Raw genomic sequence first — 21,981 nt, forward strand, 5'->3', positions numbered from 1 at the left:
CTGACCGGGCCGGAGGGGATGACCCGGCAGCCGTGGCGGCCTCGCGGTACGGCACGATGGTCGAGTGCTCGAAGCGGGCCCCGAAAACGGTATCGACGCGGCCGACCCCGATCTGCTTATCGACTTGCGAAGTGTTTCGCTACGTCGCGATGGGCGGGTTTTGGTCGGGCCGCTGGATTGGGCGGTCGAACTCGACGAACGCTGGGTGATCATCGGCCCCAACGGGGCCGGCAAGACGTCGTTGCTGCGCATTGCCGCGGCGGCGGAGCATCCGTCGTCGGGCGTGGCCATTGTGCTCGGTGAGCGGCTGGGCCGGGTTGACGTTTCGGAGCTGCGCGCCCGGATCGGGCTGAGTTCCTCGGCGCTGGCGGAGCGGGTGCCCGGCGACGAACTGGTCCGCGATCTCGTCGTCTCCGCCGGCTACGCGGTGTTGGGCCGGTGGCGCGAGCGCTACGAGGACGTCGACTACCACCGCGCGATCGACATGCTGGAGAGCCTGGGAGCCGAGCATCTGGCCGACCGCACCTACGGAACGCTGTCGGAGGGCGAGCGCAAGCGGGTGCTGATTGCCCGGGCCTTGATGACCGATCCAGAGCTGCTGTTGCTCGACGAACCCGCCGCCGGCCTGGACCTGGGCGGCCGGGAGGAATTGGTGGCCCGGCTGGCCGACCTGGCCGCCGACCCCGACGCACCCGCGCTGGTTCTGGTCACCCACCACGTGGAGGAGGTTCCGCCCGGCTTCAGCCATTGCCTGCTGCTGTCGGAGGCGCGGGTGGTCGCCGCGGGCTTGCTGCCCGACGTGCTGACCGCCGAGAACCTGTCCACCGCGTTTGGCCAGGAGATCACTTTGGACCAGGCCGACGGGCGATATTTCGCCCGTCGGGTTCGCACCCGAGCAGCCCACCGGAGGCGGTCATGAATACACCTCGCGAGCCATTGGCACCCCCGCTAGCACCGCGGCCGGCGGCGACGGTGATGCTGGTCCGCGACACCGCGGACAGTTCGGCGGGCCTGGCCGTCTTCCTGATGCGCAGGCACTCCGCGATGGATTTCGCCGCCGGGGTGATGGTGTTTCCCGGCGGGGGAGTCGATGACCGCGACCGCAATGCAGACCTGGGTCGGCTGGGGGCCTGGGCCGGTCCGCCACCGCAGTGGTGGGCGCAGCGGTTCGGCATCGAGCCCGATCTCGCCGAAGCGTTGGTCTGCGCCGCGGCCCGCGAGACGTTCGAGGAATCCGGGGTGCTGTTCGCCGGCCCGGTCGACGACCCGGGCGGCATCGTCGGCGATGCCTCCGTGTACGCCGACGCCCGCCACGCCCTGGCCGACCGCACGCTGTCGTTCGCGGACTTCCTGCAACGGGAAAACCTGGTGCTGCGATCCGACCTGCTACGTCCCTGGGCCAATTGGGTCACCCCGGAGGCCGAACTGACCCGCCGCTACGACACCTATTTCTTTGTGGGGGCGCTACCCGAAGGCCAGCGCGCCGACGGCGAGAACACCGAATCCGACCGCGCCGACTGGATGTTGCCGGCCGACGCCATCGACGACTTCGCGGCGGGGCGCAACTTCCTGCTGCCGCCGACCTGGACGCAGCTGGACGCGCTGGCCGGCCGCACCGTCGCCGATGTGCTGGCCGTCGAGCGCCGGATCGTTGCGGTGCAGCCGCACCTGGCGCGCCACGGCGACAACTGGGAGATCGAGTTCTTCGATTCCGACCGCTACAACCAGGCACGGATATCCGGCGGTTCCACCGGGTGGCCGTTATGACGGCTTCGGTGAGTGAATTCGTCCGCGTCGTGGTTAGTGACGGCTCGCAGGATCCCGGCCTGGCCATGCTGCTCCTGTCGCGACCACCCACCAACGCGATGACCCGCCAGGTGTACCGGGAAATCATCGCTGCGGCCGACGAGCTGGGGCGACGTGACGATGTCGCCGCGGTGATCCTGTTCGGCGGCCACGAAATCTTTTCCGCCGGCGACGACATGCCCGAACTGCGCACCCTGACCCCGCCGGAGGCCGACACCGCTGCCCGGGTCCGGCGCGAGGCCGTTGACGCCGTCGCGGCCATCCCGAAGCCAACCGTGGCCGCCATCACCGGGTACGCGCTGGGTGCTGGCCTCACATTGGCTCTGGCTGCCGACTGGCGGGTCGGCGGCGACAACGTGAAATTCGGTGCGACCGAGATCCTGGCCGGCCTGATCCCCAGCGGCGGCGGAATGGCCCGGCTGACCCGGGCGGCCGGGCCGAGCAGAGCCAAGGAACTGGTGTTCAGCGGGCGCTTCTTCGACGCCGAGGAGGCCTTGGCGCTGGGCCTAATCGACGACATGGTCGCCCCCGACGACGTCTACGATGCCGCGCTGGCGTGGGCGAGACGCTTCCTGGACGCACCGCGGCATGCGCTGGCCGCGGCAAAGGCCGGTATCAACGCCGTTTTCGAAGACGTATCCGAGCTGGAACCGGCCGAGCGCATCGCCGCCGAGCGTCGGCGCTATATCGAAGTGTTCGCCGCTGGTCACGGAGCTGGCGGCGAAGGTGATTGGGCCGGTCGTTAGGCTGCCCTGCATGACGAGGAGTCCGAACATCCCCGCTGACGCCGTTCCCAATCCACACGCCACGGCCGAACAGGTGGCCGCGGCTCGGCATGACAGCAAGCTCGCCCAGGTGCTCTACCACGACTGGGAAGCCGAGAGCTACGACGAGAAGTGGTCGATCTCCTACGACCAGCGTTGCGTCGACTACGCCCGCGGCCGGTTCGACGCAATCGTGCCCGATGAGGTGATCGCCGAGCTGCCCTACGACCGCGCCCTGGAACTGGGCTGTGGAACCGGATTCTTCCTGCTCAACCTGATCCAGGCCGGCGTTGCCCGGCGCGGGTCGGTCACCGATCTTTCACCCGGCATGGTCAAGGTTGCCACCCGCAACGGGCAGTCATTGGGGCTGGACATCGACGGTCGAGTCGCCGATGCCGAGGGCATCCCCTACGACGACAACACTTTCGACCTGGTGGTCGGACATGCGGTTCTGCATCACATTCCGGACGTCGAGTTGTCGCTGCGGGAGGTGATCCGGGTGCTGCGGCCGGGCGGCCGGTTCGTCTTCGCCGGCGAGCCGACCACCGTCGGCAACGGTTATGCGCGCGCGCTGGCGGACCTGACCTGGAACCTCACCATCCGGGCGGTGAAGCTGCCGGGGCTGGGCAGCTGGCGCCGACCGCAGGCCGAGATCGACGAAAACTCGCGGGCGGCGGCACTGGAGTGGGTGGTCGACCTGCATACCTTCTCGCCGCGCGACCTGGAGCGGATGGCCACCAATGCGGGCGCGGTACAGGTTGAGACCGCCAGCGAAGAGTTCACCGCCGCGATGCTTGGCTGGCCGCTTCGCACCTTCGAGTCGACGGTGCCGCCAGGAAAGCTCGGCTGGGGCTGGGCGCGGTTCGCGTTTACCAGCTGGAAGACGCTGGGCTGGGTGGACGCCAACGTGTGGCGTCACGTGGTGCCGAAGGGCTGGTTTTACAACGTGATTGTCACCGGGGTCAAGCCGTCCTGAGTGTCGGCCTCACTTTTACCACCGACGACGTCGGTTATCTGCGCTCGGAATCGGGTGCCGCCGCGCTCGCGGCGGTCGCAGCATTCGAGCTGACGGATGCCACTCGCATCGCCGATATCGCCGCGGTGCGTGCTCGGTTCGGCGATCGGGCGCCGTGGCTGGTGGAGACGACGCTGCTGCGCCGCCGCGCGTCCGGCAAGCTGGGCGAGCTGTGCCCGAACCTTGAGGTGGCGCAGTGGCTGTTCACCGATGAGGCGCTGCAGCAAGCTACCGCGGCGCCGGTTGCCTTGCACCGGGCCGGGCGACTGGCCGGTCGGGTGGTGCACGACGCGACCTGTTCCATCGGCACCGAGATGGCCGCACTGCGCGGCTCGGCGGCCCGAACGATCGGCAGCGATATCGACCCGGTGCGGCTGGCCATGGCGCGGCACAACCTGGGCGCCCTGGGAATGGAAGCCGACCTGTGCCGCGCCGATGCGCTGCATCCGGTGACCCGTGACGCGGCCGTCGTCGTCGACCCCGCGCGTCGCAGCAGCGGGCGACGACGCTTCCGTCCGGCCGATTACCAGCCCGGCCTGGGCCCACTACTGGACTGCTATCGCGGCCGTGATCTGGTCGTCAAGTGCGCGCCAGGAATCGATTTCGAGCAGGTAGGCCGGCTCGGTTTCGATGGCGAGATCGAGGTGGTCTCATACCGCGGTGCGGTTCGGGAAGCGTGTCTGTGGTCGGCCGGGTTGGCCGGGTCGGGTGTGCGCCGTCGGGCCAGCATTCTGGACTCCGGTGAACAAATCAGCGATGCCGAGCCCGACGGCTGCCCGGTGCGGCCCGCCGGGCGCTGGATCGTCGACCCCGATGGCGCCGTCGTGCGGGCCGGCCTGGTCCGCCACTACGGTGCCCGGCACGGGCTGTGGCAGCTCGATCCCGACATCGCCTACCTGTCCGGTGACCGGCTGCCGCCGGCGGTGCGCGGCTTCGAGGTGCTCGAGCAACTGGCCTTCGACGAGCGCAGGCTGCGTCAGGTGCTGGCGGCGCTGGATTGCGGGGCGGCCGAAATTCTGGTGCGCGGCGTAGGAGTCGACCCCGATGTCCTGCGGCGACGGCTCCGGCCGCGGGGCAGCCGGTCGCTGTCGGTGGTTATCACCCGCATCGGTTCCGGGTCATCCAGCCGCGCGACGGCCTATGTGTGTCGGTCGTCGCGGTAGCGACACGGGTACGCTGGCGGCGGTCACCAATTCCCCCGCCCCGCCTTTCTTCGGTCTGCGAGGACGATTAGACGATGCGCTATCTGATAGCGACCGCTGTGCTCAGCGCTGCGGTCCTGGTGGGCTGGCCGGCGTACGCCGCGCCGCCGACATGCGACAGCCTGGGCGGCAGTCTCGAGGCCGCCCAGATCTGCCATATACACGCCTCTGGCCCCAAGTACACGCTGGATATAGCGTTTCCGGTCGACTATCCCGACCAGCAGGCGCTGACCGACTACATCACCCGAAACCGAGACGGGTTCGTCACCGTTGCGAAGGGGTCCCCGCAGCGTGACCAGCCGTACCAAATGGATGCCACCGTTGAACAGCACAGTGCCGGCCAGCCGCCCCACAACACCCGCAGCGTGGTGCTCAAGCTTTTCCAGGACCTCGGTGGGGCCCATCCGTCCACCTGGTACAAGGCCTTCAACTACAACCTCGGCACCAAGCAGCCCATCACCTTCGACACGCTGTTCGCACCCGGGACCACGCCGCTGGACACCATCTACCCGATCGTCCAGCGCGACCTGGAACGTCAGACCGGGTTGGGTATCACGATATTGCCGTCGAGCGGGCTCGACCCGTCCCACTACCAGAACTTTGCCATCACCGACGACAATCTGATCTTCTACTTCGCCCAGGGTGAGCTGCTGCCGTCGTTCGCCGGCGCGTGCCAAGCCCAGGTGCCGCGTAGCGCCATCCCGCCCCTGGCGCTGTGAGCCGCTACGCCGGCGCGAACCCGTAGACCTGGCCGTCGCTGGTGGCGGTCACCACCCGGCGCTCGGTGCCGACCGACACCCCGAGGGGATATCCGGTCGCCCCGGGTAGCGGATAGCTGTTGACCGTGTGGCCGTTGGCCGGATCGAAGATCAGCAACGACAAACCGGGCCCGCCGTCGTGGGGTGGACCGCCGATTACCGTGTAGCCCACGCCTGCGCCGGCCAGACTCGACGTCGACAGCGCGGTGACATCGTCGCGTCGCCAGGCCACCTCGGCGTGATCACCGGCATCCCGGAACGCCGCCAGCCGGGTGTCGGGGCCCCCACCGGACACGATCAGTCCATGTGGGGTGACCGCGGGCGGCGTCTGCGCCAGGAAACCCAGCGGCTGTGACCATTTCACTTTTCCGTCGGCGGCGTTGAGTGCCCACAGCCGTCGGTCGCGGCCATTGACATAGACGGTCGTTCCGTCGGCGGACAGCACCGGGCTGGCCAGCACGCCGTCGCCGACCGCGTCGCTGGTCCACTCGCGGGCCAGCTGCTCCCCGTGGTAGTTCAGCCCGACCAGCTCTGCGGCCGGCGCCCCTGGCTGCCAGACGCCGACCACCAGCGTCCCGTTGACCGCCGAGAAGGCCGGGGCGGCCGCGACCGGGCAGCCCGGCCGGGCCGGCGCGCAGTCGGCCAGCCCGCGCGTCGCATCGGTGGGATCGATACCGCTCACCAGGTCCACCGGGCTGCCGACCACCATGCCGCGGTGGGTGTCGAACACCAGCAGCTGCCCCAGGTGCGTACTCACGAGCAGGTGGCCGTGCCCCAGAAACCGCGGGGTGGAGGGCATCCCGATCACCGGCTGGCGCCAGCGCGTCCACTGGGTCGGCGGAAAGGAGACTATTGCTCCGGGCTGGCCCACGTAGAGGTTGTCGAAGCCGTCGAACAACGGGCCGGCGAAACCGCCGCCCTGAACCAGTCGCACGCACCAACGCTGCCGGCCGTTGTTGTCGTTCTCCCACTCCATCAGCGAACAGCCGGCCGGGGTCTGCCCGTTCAGTGCGAGGTAGCCGCGTGAGCTCAGCGCCGGCCCGGCTGCCAAGCTCCCTTGGACCGAACGCGTCCATTGCAACGTGAGGTTGGTGGCGCCGCTCGTGCCGGTGTAGCTGCTGTTGGCGGCGTCGCCATATTGCGCGGGCCAGCCTGGCGCGGGGGCCGCCTCAACCCATGAGTCGGTATTGCCGCAGCCGCCGAGCCCGACCGTGAGCACAGCTGCCGCAGCGGCGGCAAGGAGACGTCGGGCACGCACCTTATCCTTTCGCAGGGTTCCAAAGTTCCTTCCGCTACGCGGGTTCGCTCATGAGCAGCGATCGAGTACAGGTGAGGGTAACCCGTGCGGCTCGCGGGTTGTTGATTGCCCGACTCTCTCCCGCAAGCGGGCAGCACCCCCAGCGTGGGACGCTGTGCGTCCCACGCTGGGGGTGCACGTTAGGCTTTCGGCCCATGACGACCATGTGGGGTGCTCCGCTCCATCGCCGGTGGCGGGGATCGCGGCTGCGCGACCCACGCCAGGCCAGATTTCTTACGTTGGCATCGCTGAGGTGGGTGCTGGCCAACCGCGCCTACACCCCGTGGTATCTAGTGCGGTACTGGCGACTGCTGAAGTTCAAGCTGTGCAACCCGCACATCATCACGCGCGGCATGGTGTTTCTCGGCAAGGGTGTCGAGATTCACGCGACACCGGAGCTGGCGCAGCTGGAGATCGGCCGCTGGGTGCATATCGGGGACAAGAACACGATCCGCGCCCATGAGGGCTCGCTGCGGTTCGGCGACAAGGTGGTGCTCGGCCGGGACAACGTCATCAACACCTATCTCGACATCGAGATCGGGGATTCGGTGCTGATGGCCGATTGGTGCTACATCTGCGATTTCGACCACCGGATGGACGACATCACGATGCCGATCAAGGACCAGGGCATCGTCAAGAGCCCGGTGCGAATCGGACCCGACACCTGGGTCGGAGTGAAGGTGACTGTGCTGCGTGGCACCTCCATCGGCCGGGGTTGCGTGCTGGGCTCGCATGCGGTGGTCCGCGGCGTTATTCCCGACTATTCGATCGCGGTGGGCGCGCCGGCCAAAGTGATCAAGAACCGGGAGCTTTCTTGGGAGGCGTCGGCCGCACAGCGCGCCGAGCTGGCCGCCGCCCTGGCCGACATCGAACGCAAGAAGGCGGCCCACTAGCGGCGGCTACCGACTATTTCTGTTCGCTTGCGGCGCGGCCGGCCGGCCGGTTCTTTCTCGTCCAGACGTGCGGCAACTTGCGGAGCAACCAGATGATGAAGCACAGCGGGTAGTAGGCGGCCGCCGATAGCACTCCGGCGATCATCCACACCGGGTACACGAGAATCAAGCAGAGCTGCAAGACCTGTTTGATAAGCACCGGGGCACCCTCGGCATGGGACAGAAAGAACCGTGGGCTGGCGATGGCCAGCGGTCTGGTCTGGGTTCGCGTCTCGGCTGCGGCGTGGGCGGCGGTGCCATCGACGGACACCGGGGCGAGGGTGAGCCGGCGCGGCGACGGTGGGGTCGCGCCGGGGCCCGCCGGTCCGGTCACGGACGATTCGTCGGTGCTCATCCGGTGCTCCTCGGGATGTGCGAGTGGGTGCGGCAAGTTCCGGCGTCCGGCTGCCGGGTACCACATTCCAGTGTGGGCCTACTGCGGGTGTTCATCGACCTTGAAATCGAAGTTGACATCGCCGGCGTCGACGGTGGTGACGATCACCGAGATCCCGTACGTTTTGCTGCCGTCGGTCAGTTGACACCGCAGGGTGGCTCCCTCGACGCCCTTCAGGTTGTCGGGGCAGGTCACCGAATCGGGCCTGGCGCCCACCCGCTGGAACAGTTTGTCGCTGATGATGTTGGCAACCTGATTCTTGTCGACGGTCTCTACCATGTCGAACTTGACGTCACTGCCCTCGACACTGGTCACGGTGACGTTGACGTTGAACGTCTGGTCCTTGACCTTCATCTCGCAATTCAGCTCGGCCCCGACCTTCGCCGGCAGATCGCTCGGGCACGCCACCGAATCGGGCTTGTTGCCGGCGGCATCTGTCATCTTGGCAGTGATCTGGCTGGCGACATCGGCCTTGCTCACCGAGTGCGAGCGCGACGTTCCGATTGAACACGAGCAGGCTGTGGCACTGGCGATCAGGGCCGCGGCGGCACCCGAGAACAGCAGCGTGCGAACGATCGAGTAAGCCATGTCGCCCTCCTGGCATCTGCGACTGCGAACTGGCTGATAATTGCATGACAAACAGCTTCGCCGAAAGCGAATCGATAAACAGTGTCGCACCGCACGCTCAGCCGATGCTGCGGTAGCGGCGCAGCGCTTCGGCGCGCTCGGTACGGTGGTCGACCACCGGTGGTGGATATCCCGGCGGCCGCTTGCCTTTTCGCAACCCGGCCTCGTCTACTGCGCGCAGTTCGGGGACCCAGCGCCGAATGTAATCACCTGTGGGGTCGAACTTCTCGCCCTGCTTGGCCGGGTTGAACACCCGGAAGTACGGCGCGGCATCGGTGCCAGTGCCCGCGCACCACTGCCACCCGTGCTGGTTGCTGGCCAGGTCGCCGTCGGTGAGCTGGTCGAGGAACCAGCGAGCTCCCCACTGCCACGGCAGGTGAAGGTCCTTGACCAGAAACGATGCCACGATCATCCGCACCCGGTTATGCATGAAGCCGGTCTCGCGCAGTTGACGCATCCCGGCGTCGACGAACGGAAACCCGGTTTGACCGGTTTTCCAGCATTCGAAGCGGCGTTTCGCGTCCGCATCCGTATCGATCTGAATCCCGTCGAAGTCGGTGTTCCAGTTGCGCCATGCGCTGGCCGGCCAGTGATACAGCACCGCGGCATAGAAATCGCGGAACGCCAACTCCCGCAGATAACTTCGGGCCCCGGCGGGGTTCGGGTCCAGGCTGGCGACCATGGTCCGGGGGTGGATGGTGCCGAATTTCAGGTGCGCTGACATGCGACTGGTGCCGTCGAGATCCGGCCGGTCACGGTCCTGCGAGTAGCGGGCTAGGCCGTCGCCGCAGAACGCCGCCCACTGCGAACGTGCCGCCGCCTCACCCGCCGGGAGGTCAAGTGTGACGCCGGGGTCGGGGATCTCGCACTGTTGGAGAGCCGTCTGAGCCGGGTCGAGCCAACACGCCGAGTCGGCACCTGACTGCGCCGGTGCCCGCCATCCGGTATCCGACCATTTGCGATAGAACGGGGTGAACACCCGGTAGGGGGTGTCGTCGTCCTTGGTGACGCGGCCGGGTGATACCAGATACGGTGACCCGGTCGCCACCAGCGGCACCGAACCCAGCGCGACACGCACCCGTTCGTCGCGCCACCGCCCGAACGGCGCGAAATCCTGCGAGATGTGCACCGACGATGCGCCGATCCTTCGGGCGATGTCGGCAATCCGCTCCTCGGGCCGCCCGCGGACGACTAGCAGCCGGCCACCCAGGTCGCTCTTCAGCTGCCGCAGCGAATCGCCCAGAAACTGCAGGCGCCGCCGGCCCGAGGAAGCTTCGAGGCGCGGATCCAGGACGAAGCAGGCGAGCACGTCGCTGCTACTGGGGTCGCTGGCGGCCGCGGCGGCCAGTGCCGGGTGATCACCCAACCGCAGGTCGCGGCGAAACCACAACAACGCAGGCATCGCTCAGCGGTTGAGCTGCCAGATGTGGGTGGCCAGCAAGGTGGCGAAGCCGCACCACAGCGGGTAGGGAACCAGCGCCGATCCGGCCCGTGGGTCGGCGGCGGCGGCCCGCCGGGCAAGGTCGGCGCTGCTAGCGGTCAATGCCGCGGCGCCCAGCGCGGACGCGCCGAGTTTGTGATAACCGAAGAACAGCCAACTCCATCCGGCGTTGAGCAGCAGGTTAAGGCTCAACGCGCCGACGTAGCGGCGCGCCTTGTCGTGGCGTCCCGTTGCGCGAAATTGGTCGATGGCCGCAGCGGAGGTGGCGGCGATGTCCGCGTAGAGCGCGGTCCAGACCACGGGGAACGCAACGCTGGGTGGCTGATACGGCGGCTTGCGCAACCGCGCGTACCAGACGGGGTTGCGCCGTGGGCTGGCGAGGCTTCCACCGATCGACGCCGCCGCGACGGACAGCGTGGTGGCAGCCAATGTCGATTTGTTCATGTGATCCTCCTGATGGGGTGGGTGGGCCACCAGACGCGGTCGCCGATCAGGACGAACAGCGCCGGAATTACCAGGGTGCGCACGACAAAGGTGTCCAGCAGAATTCCCAGGCCGACGATGATGCCAAGCTGGGTGAGCACGATGAGGGGCAACACACCCAATACGCAGAAGACGGCCGCCAAAACGATTCCCGCGCTGGTGATGACGCCGCCGGTAGCCGATACGGCGCGGATCATGCCGTCGCGCGCGCCGTAGCGCGCAGCCTCCTCACGGGCGCGAGTGACCAGAAAGATGGTGTAGTCCACCCCGAGGGCAGCCAGGAACAGGAAGGCGAACAGTCCAGTGTTGTTGTCCAGGGCTGCGAACCCGAACACGTGGATGCTCGCCCAGCCGCCCACGCCGAGCGCGGCGAGCGCGCCAAGAATCGTGGCGGCCAGCAGGATCGGCGGCGCCAGCAAGGATCGCAGCAGTCCATACAGCACGAGCACGATAACGGCCAGGATCGCCGGGATCAGCACCAGCCGATCGTGCTGCGCCGCGTCACGGACGTCGAGTGCCTGCGCGTCTGGGCCGCCAACCAGGGTGCCGGAGGCGACGGACCGGGTTGACTGGCGTAGCGCCGCAACGATGGTGAATGCTCGTTCCGATGATGGCGGGGCGTCAATCACCACCGACCACATTGTCAGCCCGGTGGCCGATTGGCCGGATTTGGCAGCCGAGACCACACCGGGTGTCGCGGTGATAGCCTGCTGCACCGCAGCCGCCTGCGCGGTGGGCGCAACGACCTGAGTCGGGTTGGCCAGGCCGGCCGGGAAGTGCTGGGCCAGCATCTCGAACCCGGACACCGAATCGGCCTTGACCCGGAATTGCTCGGTCTGCGACAAGCCGATTCGGGTGCCCAGCAGTCCGGCGGCCAGCGTCGCGAGCAATGCGATGGCGACGACCGCGACCAGGGCGGGGCGCCGGGCCACCCGTTCGGCGATGCGGTGCCACGGCCCGGAATCCAGGGGCTCCCCTGCACCGGGGTGCGGTATGACGGGCCAGAACAGCCGGCGGCCGCACAACACCAGCGCCGGTGGCAGCACCACCAACACCGACACCGCCGCGACAACCAGTCCGCACGCCGCCAGCGCACCCAGACTGCGGGTACTGGGAGTCGAGGCGAAGGTCAGCGTCAACAGCGCCAGCACCACGGTGGCATTGCTAGCGACGATCGCCGGTCCGGCCATGCGCACCGCGCGGCGCAATGCGTCGCGGTGGTCGCCGTGTTGCCGAAGTTCCTGCCGATAGCGAGAAATCAGCAGCAGCGCGTAGTTGGTGCCCGCACCGAACACCAGCACGCTGGTGATCCCGGAGGTGGACCCGTCGAAGCTCAGCCCGGTCAGCGACGCGACCGCCGTGCCAATCGAATTCGCGACTCGATCGGCGAACCCGATTACCAAGAGGGGCGCCAACCACAGCACCGGTGAGCGATAGGTGGCGATCAGCAGCAGCGCCACCACCGACGCTGTGACCGCGAGCAGAGCGATGTTGGCGCCGGTGAAAGCGTTGGCGATATCGGCTCCGAACGCGGGTCCGCCTGTCACATGGAGCCCCACGCCAGCAGGCAGGCCGGTACTGGCGGCGGCGCGCAGGGCGCTGACGGTGTCGTTGAGGGCCAAACCCGAAAGATCCGCGCTGATCGGCACCATCGCGACCGACGCCTGGCCGTCTGCCGACAACACCGCCGGTACCGGGGCCGCCCCGGGCTGGGCAATTGCCACCATCCGATCGCGGGCTTGTTCCGCCGTCTGCCTCAGATCCGGCTTGGCGGGGTCGGTAGCGGTGACCACGACGATCACCGAAGCCCTGGCACCGCCGGGGAACTGGCGAGTCAGCGCCTCGACCCTGGCTGAATCCGAGTCGGTGGGGACCGACAGCGGCGCCTGGCTGGCTGCCGTGTTCGCACCGATCAACACCACAAGGGAGATACCCACCAGCACGACGCCCAACCCAAGAAGCCACGAGCGTCGGCCCGCCACGGCCGCAGCGATACCGGCCCACCCCACAACCCCAAGTATTTCAGCTATTTAATAATTAATCAACTGAAGCGTATGGGCCCGGATAAGCTACACATCGCCATGGATCCTGATGAACAACCCGAACGTCTCGCACTGGAATCGCTGATCTCGGCGGACCTGCGTGAGCTGACGGCCGAGTCCGACCAGATCGGCCGGCTATTCGCGGCGCTACACGACGTGCGGCCGACCGATTTCCGCGCCCTGCTGCACATCATGGTCGCCGAAACCGCCGGGCAGCCCATGACATCGGGCGACCTGAGCCATCGGATGGGCCTGTCGGGTGCGGCGATCACCTACCTGGTGGACCGGCTGATCGAATCCGGCCACCTCCGGCGCGACTCCCACCCCGCCGATCGCCGCAAGGTCGTGTTGCGTTACTCCGAACCCGGCCTTGACACCGCGCGGGCGTTCTTCAACCCGCTGGGGGTCCATACCCACACGGCGCTGAGTGATCTACCCGCTGCCGACCTGGCGGCCGCGCATCGGGTCTTCACCGCGCTGATCGTGGCGATGCGGCGGTTCCAGACCGAATTGAGTTCTGCCCCACCCAGATAGGTGCGCTGGGTGAACTAACTCTTCAGCGCGTCGACCAGCCCATCGGGGTCGGCGACGGTCACCGTCAGCGCCGAGTGGTCGCGCAGTCCAATCACACGGTGGATCGGTGGCTCGAAGTGGATGCAGACACCGGCATTTGCGTTGGTTCCGAAGGTGAGTCCGTCATCGACCATCGACAGTCGGGGGCCGACAGCCGTCCACCATCGGTAAGGGCCGGTGATATGGGCGTCGCGCACCCTGGACAAGGGCGCCTCGACACGAAACGGCCCATAGCGTGCGACGAAATGGCCGTCGCGAGTCAGGGTTACGCCCTGCCCGCCCGGCCACCGAAACGGGAGCCACATCGGGGCGAGTCGAAGATCGTAGCGATAGGGGAAATGGCGCCCATCATCCGACGGTTTCATTGCAGAGCTCCGATCTGTCAGGAAAAGGCTACCGGTATCGCATCATTACGCGGCCCACCCCAGCGTGGCGCCTATCCGGTCGCGATGTCCGGTGATCGGGTACGCCCGAACAGGTGGCGCAACGCCGAATCGAGGTCAGGCTGGCGAAACCGGTGGTCCGACTGGCCAAGGCGAGCCGGAGCCACGCGCTGACTGGCGAGTGCGAGTTCGCGGGCGCCCTGTTCGCCGAGCAACAGTCGCGGCGCCAGCGGCGGCACCGGCAACAGCGCGGGCCGACGCAACACCTGAGCGAGGGTGCGGGTGTAGTCGGCATTGCGAACCGGTTGTGGGGCAACGGCGTTCACCGGCCCGCACAGCGCGTTGTCCCACAGCGCCCGGTGGTAGACGTCGACCAGGTCATCGATCCCAATCCAGGACAGCCACTGCCGACCATCGCCGAGCCGGCCACCCAGCCCGGCGCTGAACAGCGGACGCAGTAGCCGAAGCGTGCCGCCGAGCGGCGATTGCACAATGCCGGTGCGCACCCGCACCACCCGCGCACCGCCCCGCTCGGCCGGTGTGGTCGCATCCTCCCACTCGGCGACCACGTCGGCCAGGAATCCGTCACCGCGGTCGCAATCCTCGGTGAGCGTCTCGTCGCCGCGGTCGTAGCCGTAGTACCCGATCGCCGAAGCCGAGATGAATACCGCGGGCCCGTCGGCAGCGCGTGCTACCAGCTCGGCCAGTCGGCGAGTCGGGCCAATTCGGCTGTCGCGGATCGCATTCCGGCGATCGGCAGTGAACCGGCCGGCGATCGAGGCGCCGGCCAGGTGGACTACGGCGTCGACCCCGGTGAGCAGGTCCGGATGAGGGTCGTCCGGGTGCCATTGTCTCTCGTCCGCGGCGTGCGGGGTGCCGCGGACCAGCCGGATCACGCGATGCCCGCCAGCGCTGAGAAATGCGGTCAACGCCGAACCGACCAGTCCCGACGATCCCGTCACGGCGACGGTCGTCGGGGTCAGACCGCGCTCGGCGGCCAGCCGGTGGGCGGCGAGATCGGCGGCCAATTGACGGTGCCGGTAGGCGAACATCGCGCGCAGCGCCCAGCCGGGCACCGTCGTTTCCACCCGGTCGATGACCCGGGTCCGGGTCTCACCGACCGCTTCGAAGTCGTGGGTGTGCCGCCAGCGGCCGACGATCCGCGGGGGCAACGAGGCCAGCCCCTCGGTGCCGATGGTGTCAACGAAACGCCTTGGGGGATCGTAGGAATCGGGCTGATGTTCGGCCACCCAGCGCAGGCCGCCGGGTAGCGCGAGCCGGGAGCGCCCGTCTTTGAGCGAATCGGCCTGGCTGACCACCCGCAGGGGCTGCCACGGCGGCGACAGCCGGAGAAACGCGCCCGGTCGGGTGTGCCAGGCGAACACTTCGGTAGGCGGGGAGTCGACTACGCTCGAGTATTCCAACCCCATTTCTCCACGTTACGACGTGCGCGACGACGTGCCGTCAGCCATCCGAGGATAGTGATTGGTATGCGGGTTCTCGACGAAATGCGATCGCTTCTGGACACCGCCTTGGATCGGGCGGTCGTCCCCGGTTACACCAATGTGGGTTATCGGCTGCGGCAATGGGGTTGGGCGGACGACCCGGCGCCGGGCGCCCTGCGCGGTAGGACCGCGATGGTCACCGGCGCCAATCGTGGCCTCGGCAAGGCGATTGCCGCGGGCCTGGCCCGGCTGGAGGCGACGGTGTTGTTGGCCGTCCGCGACCGAGATCGCGGTGCACTGGCTCGCGAGGAGATCGTGGCCGAATCGGGCGCCGATGTACGGGTGGAGGTGTGCGACGTGTCCGACCTGGCCGCCGTTCGCGCCTTCGCCGCCGAGGTGTCTACCCGGGTGCCCGCGTTGGACGTACTCATCCACAACGCCGGGGTACTGCCGTCGGACCGCACCGAGACCGGCGATGGCCACGAGATCACCTTGACCACCCATGTGCTGGGGCCGGTGCTGATGACCGAGCGTCTCATCCCGATCCTTGCCAAATCCGGCGACCCCCGCGTGATCCTGATGTCCTCGGGCGGGATGTACACCCAGTCACTGCCGACCGAGGACCCCGAATACCGCGTCGGTCGATATCGCGGTGCCGTCGCGTATGCGCGCACCAAGCGAATGCAGGTGGCGTTCACCCCGATCCTGGCCCGACGGTGGGACGACCACCGTATCCGCGTCTACTCGGTGCACCCCGGATGGGCCGACACTCCCGGGGTGGCGGCCGCGTTGCCCGGGTTTCGCTCCCTCACCGGCCCGATGTTGCGCACCGCCGAGCAGGGTGCCGACACCGCGGTCTGGCTTGCCGCAACCAGGCCGGCGCCGCCAACCGGGCGCTTCTGGCACGACCGGCGGCCCCGCCCGGAACACTATCTGCCCTGGACTCGATACAGCGACGACGATCTTGAGCTGCTGTGGCGGTATTGCGCAGACGCGATCGGCATCGGCTAGCGATCAGGAAGAGCGTGCTCGACGATCGGCAGTCGTGGCAGCGCTTGCCGTTCGCCGCGCTTGGCCGCGAGATATACCTGTGCGGTCTCGTTGGCCACCGTCTGCCAATCGAAGTCGGAGGTGAGCCGTTGCCGGGCGGCTTGTGCGCGCCGCTGCGCCGCAGCCGGATCGTCGAGCACGGTGCGCACCGCGGCGGCTAGCCCCGCTACGTCGCGGGGTGCACACGACACCCCCGTCTGTCCGTCGATCACCGCTTCGCCCAGGCCGCCGATGTTCGACGTCACGAGCGGGGTGCCGGCCGCGGCGGCCTCCAGTGCGACCAGCCCGAACGGCTCGTAGTGGCTGGGCAGCACCGCGGCGTCGGCCCGGTGCAGCAACGCCAGTAGCTCGGCCCGGTCGAGATGTCCGACGAACCTGATTGCTTTGAGCACTCGGTGCTTGCGGGCCTGGTCGACGAGCCAATCCTGTTGGGTACCGTCGCCGGCGATGGTCAGCGTGGTACCCGGGTGAGTGCGCCTGATGCGCGGCAGTGCGGCGATGGCGTCGTGTACACCCTTCTCGTACTCCAGCCGCCCCACGTAGAGCAGTTCGGCAGGCCCGATACGCGGGCGGCGGGCGGCGAACGGCCAGCGCGCCGCGTCAATACCGTTGCGGATCACGGTGACTTCGGCCAGCCCGGGCCCGAACAGCTCGGTGATTTCGTCGCTCATCGACACCGAACATGTGATCAGCGAATCGGATTCGCGCACCAGCCACGACTCGACCGCGTGCACCTGACGGCTGAGAGCTCCCGAAACCCAGCCGGAATGCCGACCGGCCTCCGTCGCGTGAATCGTGGAAACCATTGGCACGTCGTAGAACTGGGCAAGGGCGATGGCCGGATGGGCGACCAACCAGTCATGGGCGTGCACGACATCGGGACACCACGAGCGGTCGGTGCCCTGCTTCTTCAACCGCAGCCCGGCGCGGATCATGGCGTGGCCCATCGCCAGGGTCCAGGCCATCATGTCGTCACCGAACGTGAACTCGTGCGGGTCCTGTGCGGCCGCGATCACCCGGACCCGCTCGGTGACCTCATCGGAGGACGGGTGCGTGCTGGGATCGGTGCCCGACGGACACCGGGACAGCACGACGACATCGTGACCGGCTGCTGCCAGCGCGGTCGACAGGTGATGCACGTGCCGGCCGAGCCCGCCGATCACCACCGGCGGGTACTCCCACGACACCATAAGGATTTTCACTAGCGTGGCCCCTTCCGCGAGCGCGCGCAGAATGCCGGTCCAAGCGGCGTGTCGGTGTGCACACACGCGCGCTCGCGGGAAAAGCGGGTCATTTGGGCAGCCTTCTCGCGTCCAGGGCACCGAACAGACCGTCGGCGCGGTTCCACCCCTCGGCGAGCCGCCGTGCGCTGTCGCGCCGGCCGGAGGCCAGCGCACCGGCGATCTCCCGGGTGGCGTGTGCGTGCAGGTGCGCACGATAGCGGGCGTAGTCGGCCGCGGAGTCCTTACTCACCATGAACGGCCAGTCGCTGGACACGGTGAGCAGCGTCTCCCGCAGGATCTGATCGGCAACCTGATCGCGGGGTAGAGGTCCGTCCAGCGACGCCGTCTGGGCCAGCGCCTTGTCGACCGTGGTCAGCGCGGTGTCGACCACTTCGCTATTGAGCTGGACCAGATCGGCGACCTTCTCGCCGTTCCACACCTGCCAGTCCTTACCGGAACCCCAAGAGCTGGGCGGCAATTCGACCGCATCGCCGACGAGCCCGTCGGTTAGTGCGTCGCTCAGCGTGCCCACCCGAACGCCGGCGTCGGGCAAGGCACGCAGCACGCGAGCCAGCCAGGTCGGCCCCTCGTACCACCAGTGGCCGAACAACTCGGTGTCGAAGGCCGCGACCACATGAGCGGGCCGCCCGATCCGCTCGGACTCGGCGAGCAGTCGGTTGCGTACCACGTCGACGAAGTCGGCGACATGGACGTCGATCGCCCGGTCGGCGCGCTGCGGGTCGTAGGGAGCCTTGGCCGCCGAAGCCACATTGCGGCCGGTGACCCGGGCCGGCTTGAGACCGGTGAGGTGGTCGTAGGTGTGGAAGTCGCGGTAGGCGGCGTGCCCCGGGTAACCGGATTTCGGCGACCACACCCGGTAGCTGACCTGCAAGTCGCGCCCGAACGCGACCACGTCGGTCTCGCTCACCGGCCGGCCCAGCGCGGTGTCGCCGTGCAGCGACGGGCCGTCGACCATGAAGTGGCTGACCCCCGCGGCGGCGTAGTCGACCTCCATCCCCGGGGCGTAGGCGCACTCGGGCGCCCAGATCCCCCTCGGGCGGTGCGCCAGCCGCAGCTGAGCATCGGCGAGGCCTTCGCGCAGTGCGAACGCACGCAGCCGCGGTGCCAGCAGTGGCTGGAACGGGTGGGCCAATGGGCCCCCGAGCAATTCCACCGTGCCGGCGTCGACCAAGTCACGCAGCAGCGGGCTACCGCCGTGCCGCCACAGCGTGGCGAAGTCGTCGAGGGCTCGATCCGCATCGGCACACTCGCGAATCCCCAAGGACCGCAAAGCCTCCGGTGTACACGACAGGTAATTCGCCGATTTCGACCGGGGCGCCGACCCCGCGCTGGTGGCTTCGGTCGCGCGCAGCCGCCAGTTGGACAGCCAGTGGTGCATGCCGTCGAGGCAATACGGGTCGTCGAGCTGGGCATTGACTACCGGTGTCATCCCGAGCGTGATCAGCCGGTGCCGGTCCTCGGCGGCCAGCTCGCGCAGCACCCGCAGCAGCGGCAGGTAGGCCGCCGCCCACGACTGGTAGAGCCATTCCTCGCCGACCGGCCAGCGGCCGTGGTGGGCCAGCCAGGGCAGGTGAGTATGCAGAACGAGCGTGAACAGGCCGGGCACCGGGCTTGCGGACGTGGTCTTGGCGAAATCGGTCAATGCCGCACCGCGATCGCTACGAGATCCAGGCTGTCAGCTATGTCACGGCCGTCCCGCTCGATGATGTCGAAGTCGGCGGTGGTGACCGCCGCGACGTCGGCGGCCAGCTCCGGCGGCCACGGTGCGTCAGCCACCGCCCGCGCAATCTGCGCGTCGATGATCGAGCCGCCGTGGCGAGCGTCCATGTCCCGCAGGCGCGGCCCATGAAACAGCCCGTACATGGCCACCTCGGCGAAGCCGGCGTCGTCCAACAGCCCGGCGAGCTCGTCGGCGTTGAGCTCGCGGGTGTGAAAGGGGTTGATCGGGGTATCGCGGCCGGGGGAGAAGGTGATCCGGTTGGGAGTGGACACCATCAGCAATCCCGTGGGACGAAGCACCCGAGCGCACTCGCGAACGAACTGGGCCTGATCCCACAAATGCTCGATGACCTGGAAGTTGACCACGACGTCCACCGACGCGTCGGGCAGTGGCAGCTCGGCCAGGTTCGCCTGCAGCGCTTCCACCCGAGGATAGCGGCCACGGACATGGGCCACGGCGGCCTCGTCGTAGTCCACCGCGATGACCCGGCGGGCGACGTTGGCGATCAGGTCGGCTCCGTATCCTTCGCCACACCCGGCTTCCAGCACGTCGCGGTCCACGCAGCGCGGTGCTAGCCGCTCGTACACCACCTCGTGGCGGCGAAACCAGTAGTTCTCGATGTCCAGATCGGGGATGGTGCGCTCGCCGGTCAGCATCAACACGGCATCCACCGCCGGCGGGTTGTCATCGCGGCAGTCGCGGGGAACGTCGGGGACGAATGCGCTCATTGCTAAGGCAGGCTAACCCGTGCCGTCGGATTCGCGAACCGGGCACCGGGGTGTTCGCGCTCGCGGGCGAGGCACAGGCCCGGGAACGTGGCGCCCGGCGACGATGCGGTCCGCGGTACCGGACGGGGAGGAGCGGGCAATCGGGCCAGTACCACCCGCTATGGTGTGGGGGCGTACCGCACGAAGTTACCGAGTAGTAACATGCCCGTGCGGTTACCAGCCGCGTGACCGAGGTCCCGCAGTCGAGGACTGCGGGCCGCCTTCGAGGAGGACGAACCACTCTCATGACGAACATCGTGGTCCTGATCAAGCAGGTCCCAGACACCTGGTCGGAGCGCAAGCTGACCGACGGCGATTTCACGCTGGACCGCGAGGCCGCCGACGCGGTGCTGGACGAGATCAACGAGCGCGCCGTGGAAGAGGCGCTGCAGATCCGGGAGAAGGAGGCCGCCGACGGCGTCGAGGGATCGGTGACCGTGCTGACCGCGGGCCCCGAGCGCGCCACCGAGGCGATCCGCAAGGCGCTGTCAATGGGTGCCGATAAGGCCGTCCACCTCAAAGACGACGGCCTGCACGGCTCGGACGTCATTCAGACCGGGTGGGCGTTGGCGCGGGCGTTGGGCACGATCGAAGGCACCGAGCTGGTGATCGCCGGCAACGAATCCACCGACGGGGTGGGCGGCGCAGTGCCGGCCATCATCGCCGAATACCTGGGTCTGCCGCAGCTCACCCACCTGCGCAAGGTGTCGGTTGAGGGCGGCAAGATCACCGGTGAGCGGGAGACCGACGAGGGCGTGTTCACCATCGAGGCCGCACTGCCCGCGGTGATCAGCGTCAACGAGAAGATCAACGAGCCGCGCTTCCCGTCTTTCAAAGGGATCATGGCCGCCAAGAAGAAGGAAGTCACCGTGCTGACCCTGCCCGAGATCGGTGTCGAGGGCGACGAGGTCGGGCTGGCCAACGCCGGATCCACGGTGCTGGCGTCGACGCCCAAGCCGCCCAAGACCGCTGGTGAGAAGGTCACCGACGAGGGCGAAGGTGGCAACCAGATCGTGCAGTACCTGGTTGGCCAGAAGATCATCTAAGACCAGCGCACATTTGAGACGGAGCGAAATAACCCATGGCTGAAGCACTGGTGCTCGTTGAGCACGCCGAAGGCGCGTTGAAGAAGGTCAGCGCCGAGTTGATCACCGCAGCCCGCGCGCTGGGCGCGCCGGCTGCCGTCGTGGTCGGTGCGCCCGGCACGGCCGCGCCGCTTCTCGACGGACTGAAAGCGGCCGGTGCCGCCAAGATCTACGTCGCCGAATCCGATGTGGTGGACAAGTACCTGATCACCCCGGTGGTCGACGTACTGGCGGGGCTGGCCGAGTCTTCGGCCCCGGCCGCTGTGCTGGTGGCCGCTACCGCCGACGGCAAGGAGATTGCCGGTCGGCTCGCGGCCCGGATCGGATCCGGTCTGCTGGTCGATGTCGTTGACGTGAAAGAAGGTGGGGTGGGCGTCCATAGCATCTTCGGCGGCGCGTTCACCGTCGAAGCGCGGGCCAACGGCGATACCCCGGTGATCACGGTGCGCGCCGGGGCCATCGAGGCGGAGCCGGCTGACGGTGCGGGCGAGCAGGTCAGCGTGGAAGTGCCGGCTCCGGCGGAGAACGCCGCCAAGATCACCGCCCGTGAGCCCGCGGTCGCCGGCGACCGGCCGGAGCTCACGGAGGCCACCATCGTGGTGGCCGGTGGGCGCGGTGTCGGCAGTGCGGAGAACTTCAGCGTGGTCGAGGCGCTGGCCGACTCGCTGGGTGCGGCGGTCGGAGCATCGCGCGCGGCGGTCGACTCCGGCTACTACCCGGGCCAGTTCCAGGTGGGCCAGACCGGCAAGACGGTGTCGCCCCAGCTCTACGTCGCGCTGGGCATCTCAGGGGCGATCCAGCACCGTGCGGGCATGCAGACCTCGAAGACCATCGTCGCGGTCAACAAGGACGAAGAGGCGCCGATCTTCGAGATCGCCGACTACGGCGTGGTCGGCGATCTCTTCAAGGTCGCTCCGCAGCTCACCGAGGCGGTCAAGGCCCGCAAGGGCTAA

22 protein-coding genes are annotated in these 21,981 nt (G+C 68.1%); 11 read left to right on the top strand and 11 right to left on the bottom strand.

Annotated elements, in window-relative coordinates:
• Nucleotides 1-64: 64 nt before the first annotated feature.
• The 6 genes from AADZ55_RS06955 to AADZ55_RS06980 all read left to right on the top strand — a co-directional run bounded on the left by AADZ55_RS06955 (nucleotide 65) and on the right by AADZ55_RS06980 (nucleotide 5,506).
• Nucleotides 65-919, top strand: coding sequence for an ABC transporter ATP-binding protein (locus AADZ55_RS06955; protein ID WP_085326615.1), 855 nt, complete (start codon nucleotides 65-67; stop codon nucleotides 917-919).
• Nucleotides 916-1,767: an NUDIX hydrolase gene (locus AADZ55_RS06960; RefSeq protein WP_085326614.1), complete on the top strand. Its 852-nt coding sequence runs from the start codon at nucleotides 916-918 to the stop codon at nucleotides 1,765-1,767. The genes AADZ55_RS06955 and AADZ55_RS06960 overlap by 4 nt, the downstream gene beginning before the upstream one ends.
• An 8-nt stretch (nucleotides 1,768-1,775) precedes the next feature.
• Nucleotides 1,776-2,552 carry an enoyl-CoA hydratase gene (locus AADZ55_RS06965; protein WP_085326649.1) on the top strand — a complete coding sequence of 259 codons (777 nt, stop codon included), beginning with the start codon at nucleotides 1,776-1,778 and terminating at the stop codon, nucleotides 2,550-2,552.
• Between the two features lie 10 nt (nucleotides 2,553-2,562).
• Nucleotides 2,563-3,546, top strand: a complete 984-nt coding sequence (locus AADZ55_RS06970; protein ID WP_085326613.1) for a class I SAM-dependent methyltransferase — start codon at nucleotides 2,563-2,565, stop codon at nucleotides 3,544-3,546.
• Complete coding sequence (locus tag AADZ55_RS06975) at nucleotides 3,504-4,748, top strand: class I SAM-dependent methyltransferase (protein WP_242670259.1); 1,245 nt, start codon at nucleotides 3,504-3,506, stop codon at nucleotides 4,746-4,748. The genes AADZ55_RS06970 and AADZ55_RS06975 overlap by 43 nt, the downstream gene beginning before the upstream one ends.
• 74 nt (nucleotides 4,749-4,822) lie before the next feature.
• Nucleotides 4,823-5,506 (top strand): esterase, encoded by a 684-nt coding sequence (locus AADZ55_RS06980; RefSeq protein ID WP_085326612.1) that lies wholly within the window; start codon nucleotides 4,823-4,825, stop codon nucleotides 5,504-5,506.
• A 4-nt stretch (nucleotides 5,507-5,510) separates the two neighbouring features.
• Here the strand turns inward: AADZ55_RS06980 and AADZ55_RS06985 are convergent, their stop codons facing one another.
• Nucleotides 5,511-6,803 (bottom strand): PQQ-binding-like beta-propeller repeat protein, encoded by a 1,293-nt coding sequence (locus tag AADZ55_RS06985; protein ID WP_207569133.1) that lies wholly within the window; start codon nucleotides 6,801-6,803, stop codon nucleotides 5,511-5,513.
• A 194-nt stretch (nucleotides 6,804-6,997) separates the two neighbouring features.
• On the opposite strand from AADZ55_RS06985, the gene AADZ55_RS06990 reads away from it, so the two are divergent.
• Nucleotides 6,998-7,735: an acyltransferase gene (locus AADZ55_RS06990; protein ID WP_085326611.1), complete on the top strand. Its 738-nt coding sequence runs from the start codon at nucleotides 6,998-7,000 to the stop codon at nucleotides 7,733-7,735.
• 13 nt (nucleotides 7,736-7,748) lie between these two features.
• On the opposite strand, the gene AADZ55_RS06995 is transcribed toward AADZ55_RS06990, so the two are convergent.
• The 5 genes from AADZ55_RS06995 to AADZ55_RS07015 all read right to left on the bottom strand — a co-directional run bounded on the left by AADZ55_RS06995 (nucleotide 7,749) and on the right by AADZ55_RS07015 (nucleotide 12,728).
• Nucleotides 7,749-8,129 (bottom strand): hypothetical protein, encoded by a 381-nt coding sequence (locus tag AADZ55_RS06995; protein WP_133056445.1) that lies wholly within the window; start codon nucleotides 8,127-8,129, stop codon nucleotides 7,749-7,751.
• Nucleotides 8,130-8,207: 78 nt separating this feature from the next.
• Nucleotides 8,208-8,756, bottom strand: coding sequence for a DUF4333 domain-containing protein (locus AADZ55_RS07000; RefSeq protein WP_085326609.1), 549 nt, complete (start codon nucleotides 8,754-8,756; stop codon nucleotides 8,208-8,210).
• Between the two features lie 97 nt (nucleotides 8,757-8,853).
• A complete protein-coding gene (locus AADZ55_RS07005; protein ID WP_085326608.1) occupies nucleotides 8,854-10,197 on the bottom strand; it encodes a cryptochrome/photolyase family protein in 1,344 nt (447 codons plus the stop codon).
• A gap of 3 nt (nucleotides 10,198-10,200) precedes the next feature.
• Complete coding sequence (locus AADZ55_RS07010) at nucleotides 10,201-10,680, bottom strand: TspO/MBR family protein (RefSeq protein WP_085326607.1); 480 nt, start codon at nucleotides 10,678-10,680, stop codon at nucleotides 10,201-10,203.
• Nucleotides 10,677-12,728: an MMPL family transporter gene (locus tag AADZ55_RS07015; protein WP_085326606.1), complete on the bottom strand. Its 2,052-nt coding sequence runs from the start codon at nucleotides 12,726-12,728 to the stop codon at nucleotides 10,677-10,679. The genes AADZ55_RS07010 and AADZ55_RS07015 overlap by 4 nt, the downstream gene beginning before the upstream one ends.
• 45 nt (nucleotides 12,729-12,773) lie before the next feature.
• On the opposite strand from AADZ55_RS07015, the gene AADZ55_RS07020 reads away from it, so the two are divergent.
• Nucleotides 12,774-13,295 carry a MarR family winged helix-turn-helix transcriptional regulator gene (locus tag AADZ55_RS07020; protein ID WP_119185047.1) on the top strand — a complete coding sequence of 174 codons (522 nt, stop codon included), beginning with the start codon at nucleotides 12,774-12,776 and terminating at the stop codon, nucleotides 13,293-13,295.
• A 14-nt stretch (nucleotides 13,296-13,309) separates the two neighbouring features.
• On the opposite strand, the gene AADZ55_RS07025 is transcribed toward AADZ55_RS07020, so the two are convergent.
• Together AADZ55_RS07025 and AADZ55_RS07030 are read right to left on the bottom strand one after the other, a co-directional pair.
• Nucleotides 13,310-13,699 carry a hypothetical protein gene (locus tag AADZ55_RS07025; RefSeq protein WP_085326605.1) on the bottom strand — a complete coding sequence of 130 codons (390 nt, stop codon included), beginning with the start codon at nucleotides 13,697-13,699 and terminating at the stop codon, nucleotides 13,310-13,312.
• Nucleotides 13,700-13,770: 71 nt separating this feature from the next.
• Nucleotides 13,771-15,147, bottom strand: coding sequence for a TIGR01777 family oxidoreductase (locus tag AADZ55_RS07030; protein ID WP_085326604.1), 1,377 nt, complete (start codon nucleotides 15,145-15,147; stop codon nucleotides 13,771-13,773).
• Between the two features lie 60 nt (nucleotides 15,148-15,207).
• Here AADZ55_RS07030 and AADZ55_RS07035 point away from each other — a divergent pair, with 60 nt between their 5' ends.
• Nucleotides 15,208-16,173, top strand: coding sequence for an SDR family NAD(P)-dependent oxidoreductase (locus tag AADZ55_RS07035; RefSeq protein ID WP_085326603.1), 966 nt, complete (start codon nucleotides 15,208-15,210; stop codon nucleotides 16,171-16,173).
• Here the strand turns inward: AADZ55_RS07035 and AADZ55_RS07040 are convergent.
• The 3 genes from AADZ55_RS07040 to AADZ55_RS07050 form a co-directional block, all read right to left on the bottom strand.
• On the bottom strand, nucleotides 16,170-17,414 hold the full coding sequence (locus tag AADZ55_RS07040; RefSeq protein WP_085326602.1) for a glycogen synthase: 1,245 nt from the start codon (nucleotides 17,412-17,414) through the stop codon (nucleotides 16,170-16,172). The genes AADZ55_RS07035 and AADZ55_RS07040 overlap by 4 nt on opposite strands.
• Nucleotides 17,415-17,502: 88 nt before the next feature.
• Nucleotides 17,503-19,098: a glycoside hydrolase family 57 protein gene (locus AADZ55_RS07045; protein WP_085326601.1), complete on the bottom strand. Its 1,596-nt coding sequence runs from the start codon at nucleotides 19,096-19,098 to the stop codon at nucleotides 17,503-17,505.
• Nucleotides 19,095-19,904, bottom strand: a complete 810-nt coding sequence (locus AADZ55_RS07050; RefSeq protein ID WP_085326600.1) for a class I SAM-dependent methyltransferase — start codon at nucleotides 19,902-19,904, stop codon at nucleotides 19,095-19,097. The genes AADZ55_RS07045 and AADZ55_RS07050 overlap by 4 nt, the downstream gene beginning before the upstream one ends.
• Nucleotides 19,905-20,188: 284 nt before the next feature.
• Here AADZ55_RS07050 and AADZ55_RS07055 point away from each other — a divergent pair, with 284 nt between their 5' ends.
• Complete coding sequence (locus AADZ55_RS07055) at nucleotides 20,189-20,989, top strand: electron transfer flavoprotein subunit beta/FixA family protein (RefSeq protein WP_085326599.1); 801 nt, start codon at nucleotides 20,189-20,191, stop codon at nucleotides 20,987-20,989.
• A 35-nt stretch (nucleotides 20,990-21,024) separates the two neighbouring features.
• Nucleotides 21,025-21,981 carry an electron transfer flavoprotein subunit alpha/FixB family protein gene (locus AADZ55_RS07060; protein ID WP_085326598.1) on the top strand — a complete coding sequence of 319 codons (957 nt, stop codon included), beginning with the start codon at nucleotides 21,025-21,027 and terminating at the stop codon, nucleotides 21,979-21,981.

This window comes from Mycobacterium decipiens, assembly GCF_963853665.1.
Taxonomy (GTDB): Bacteria; Actinomycetota; Actinomycetes; order Mycobacteriales; family Mycobacteriaceae; genus Mycobacterium; species Mycobacterium decipiens.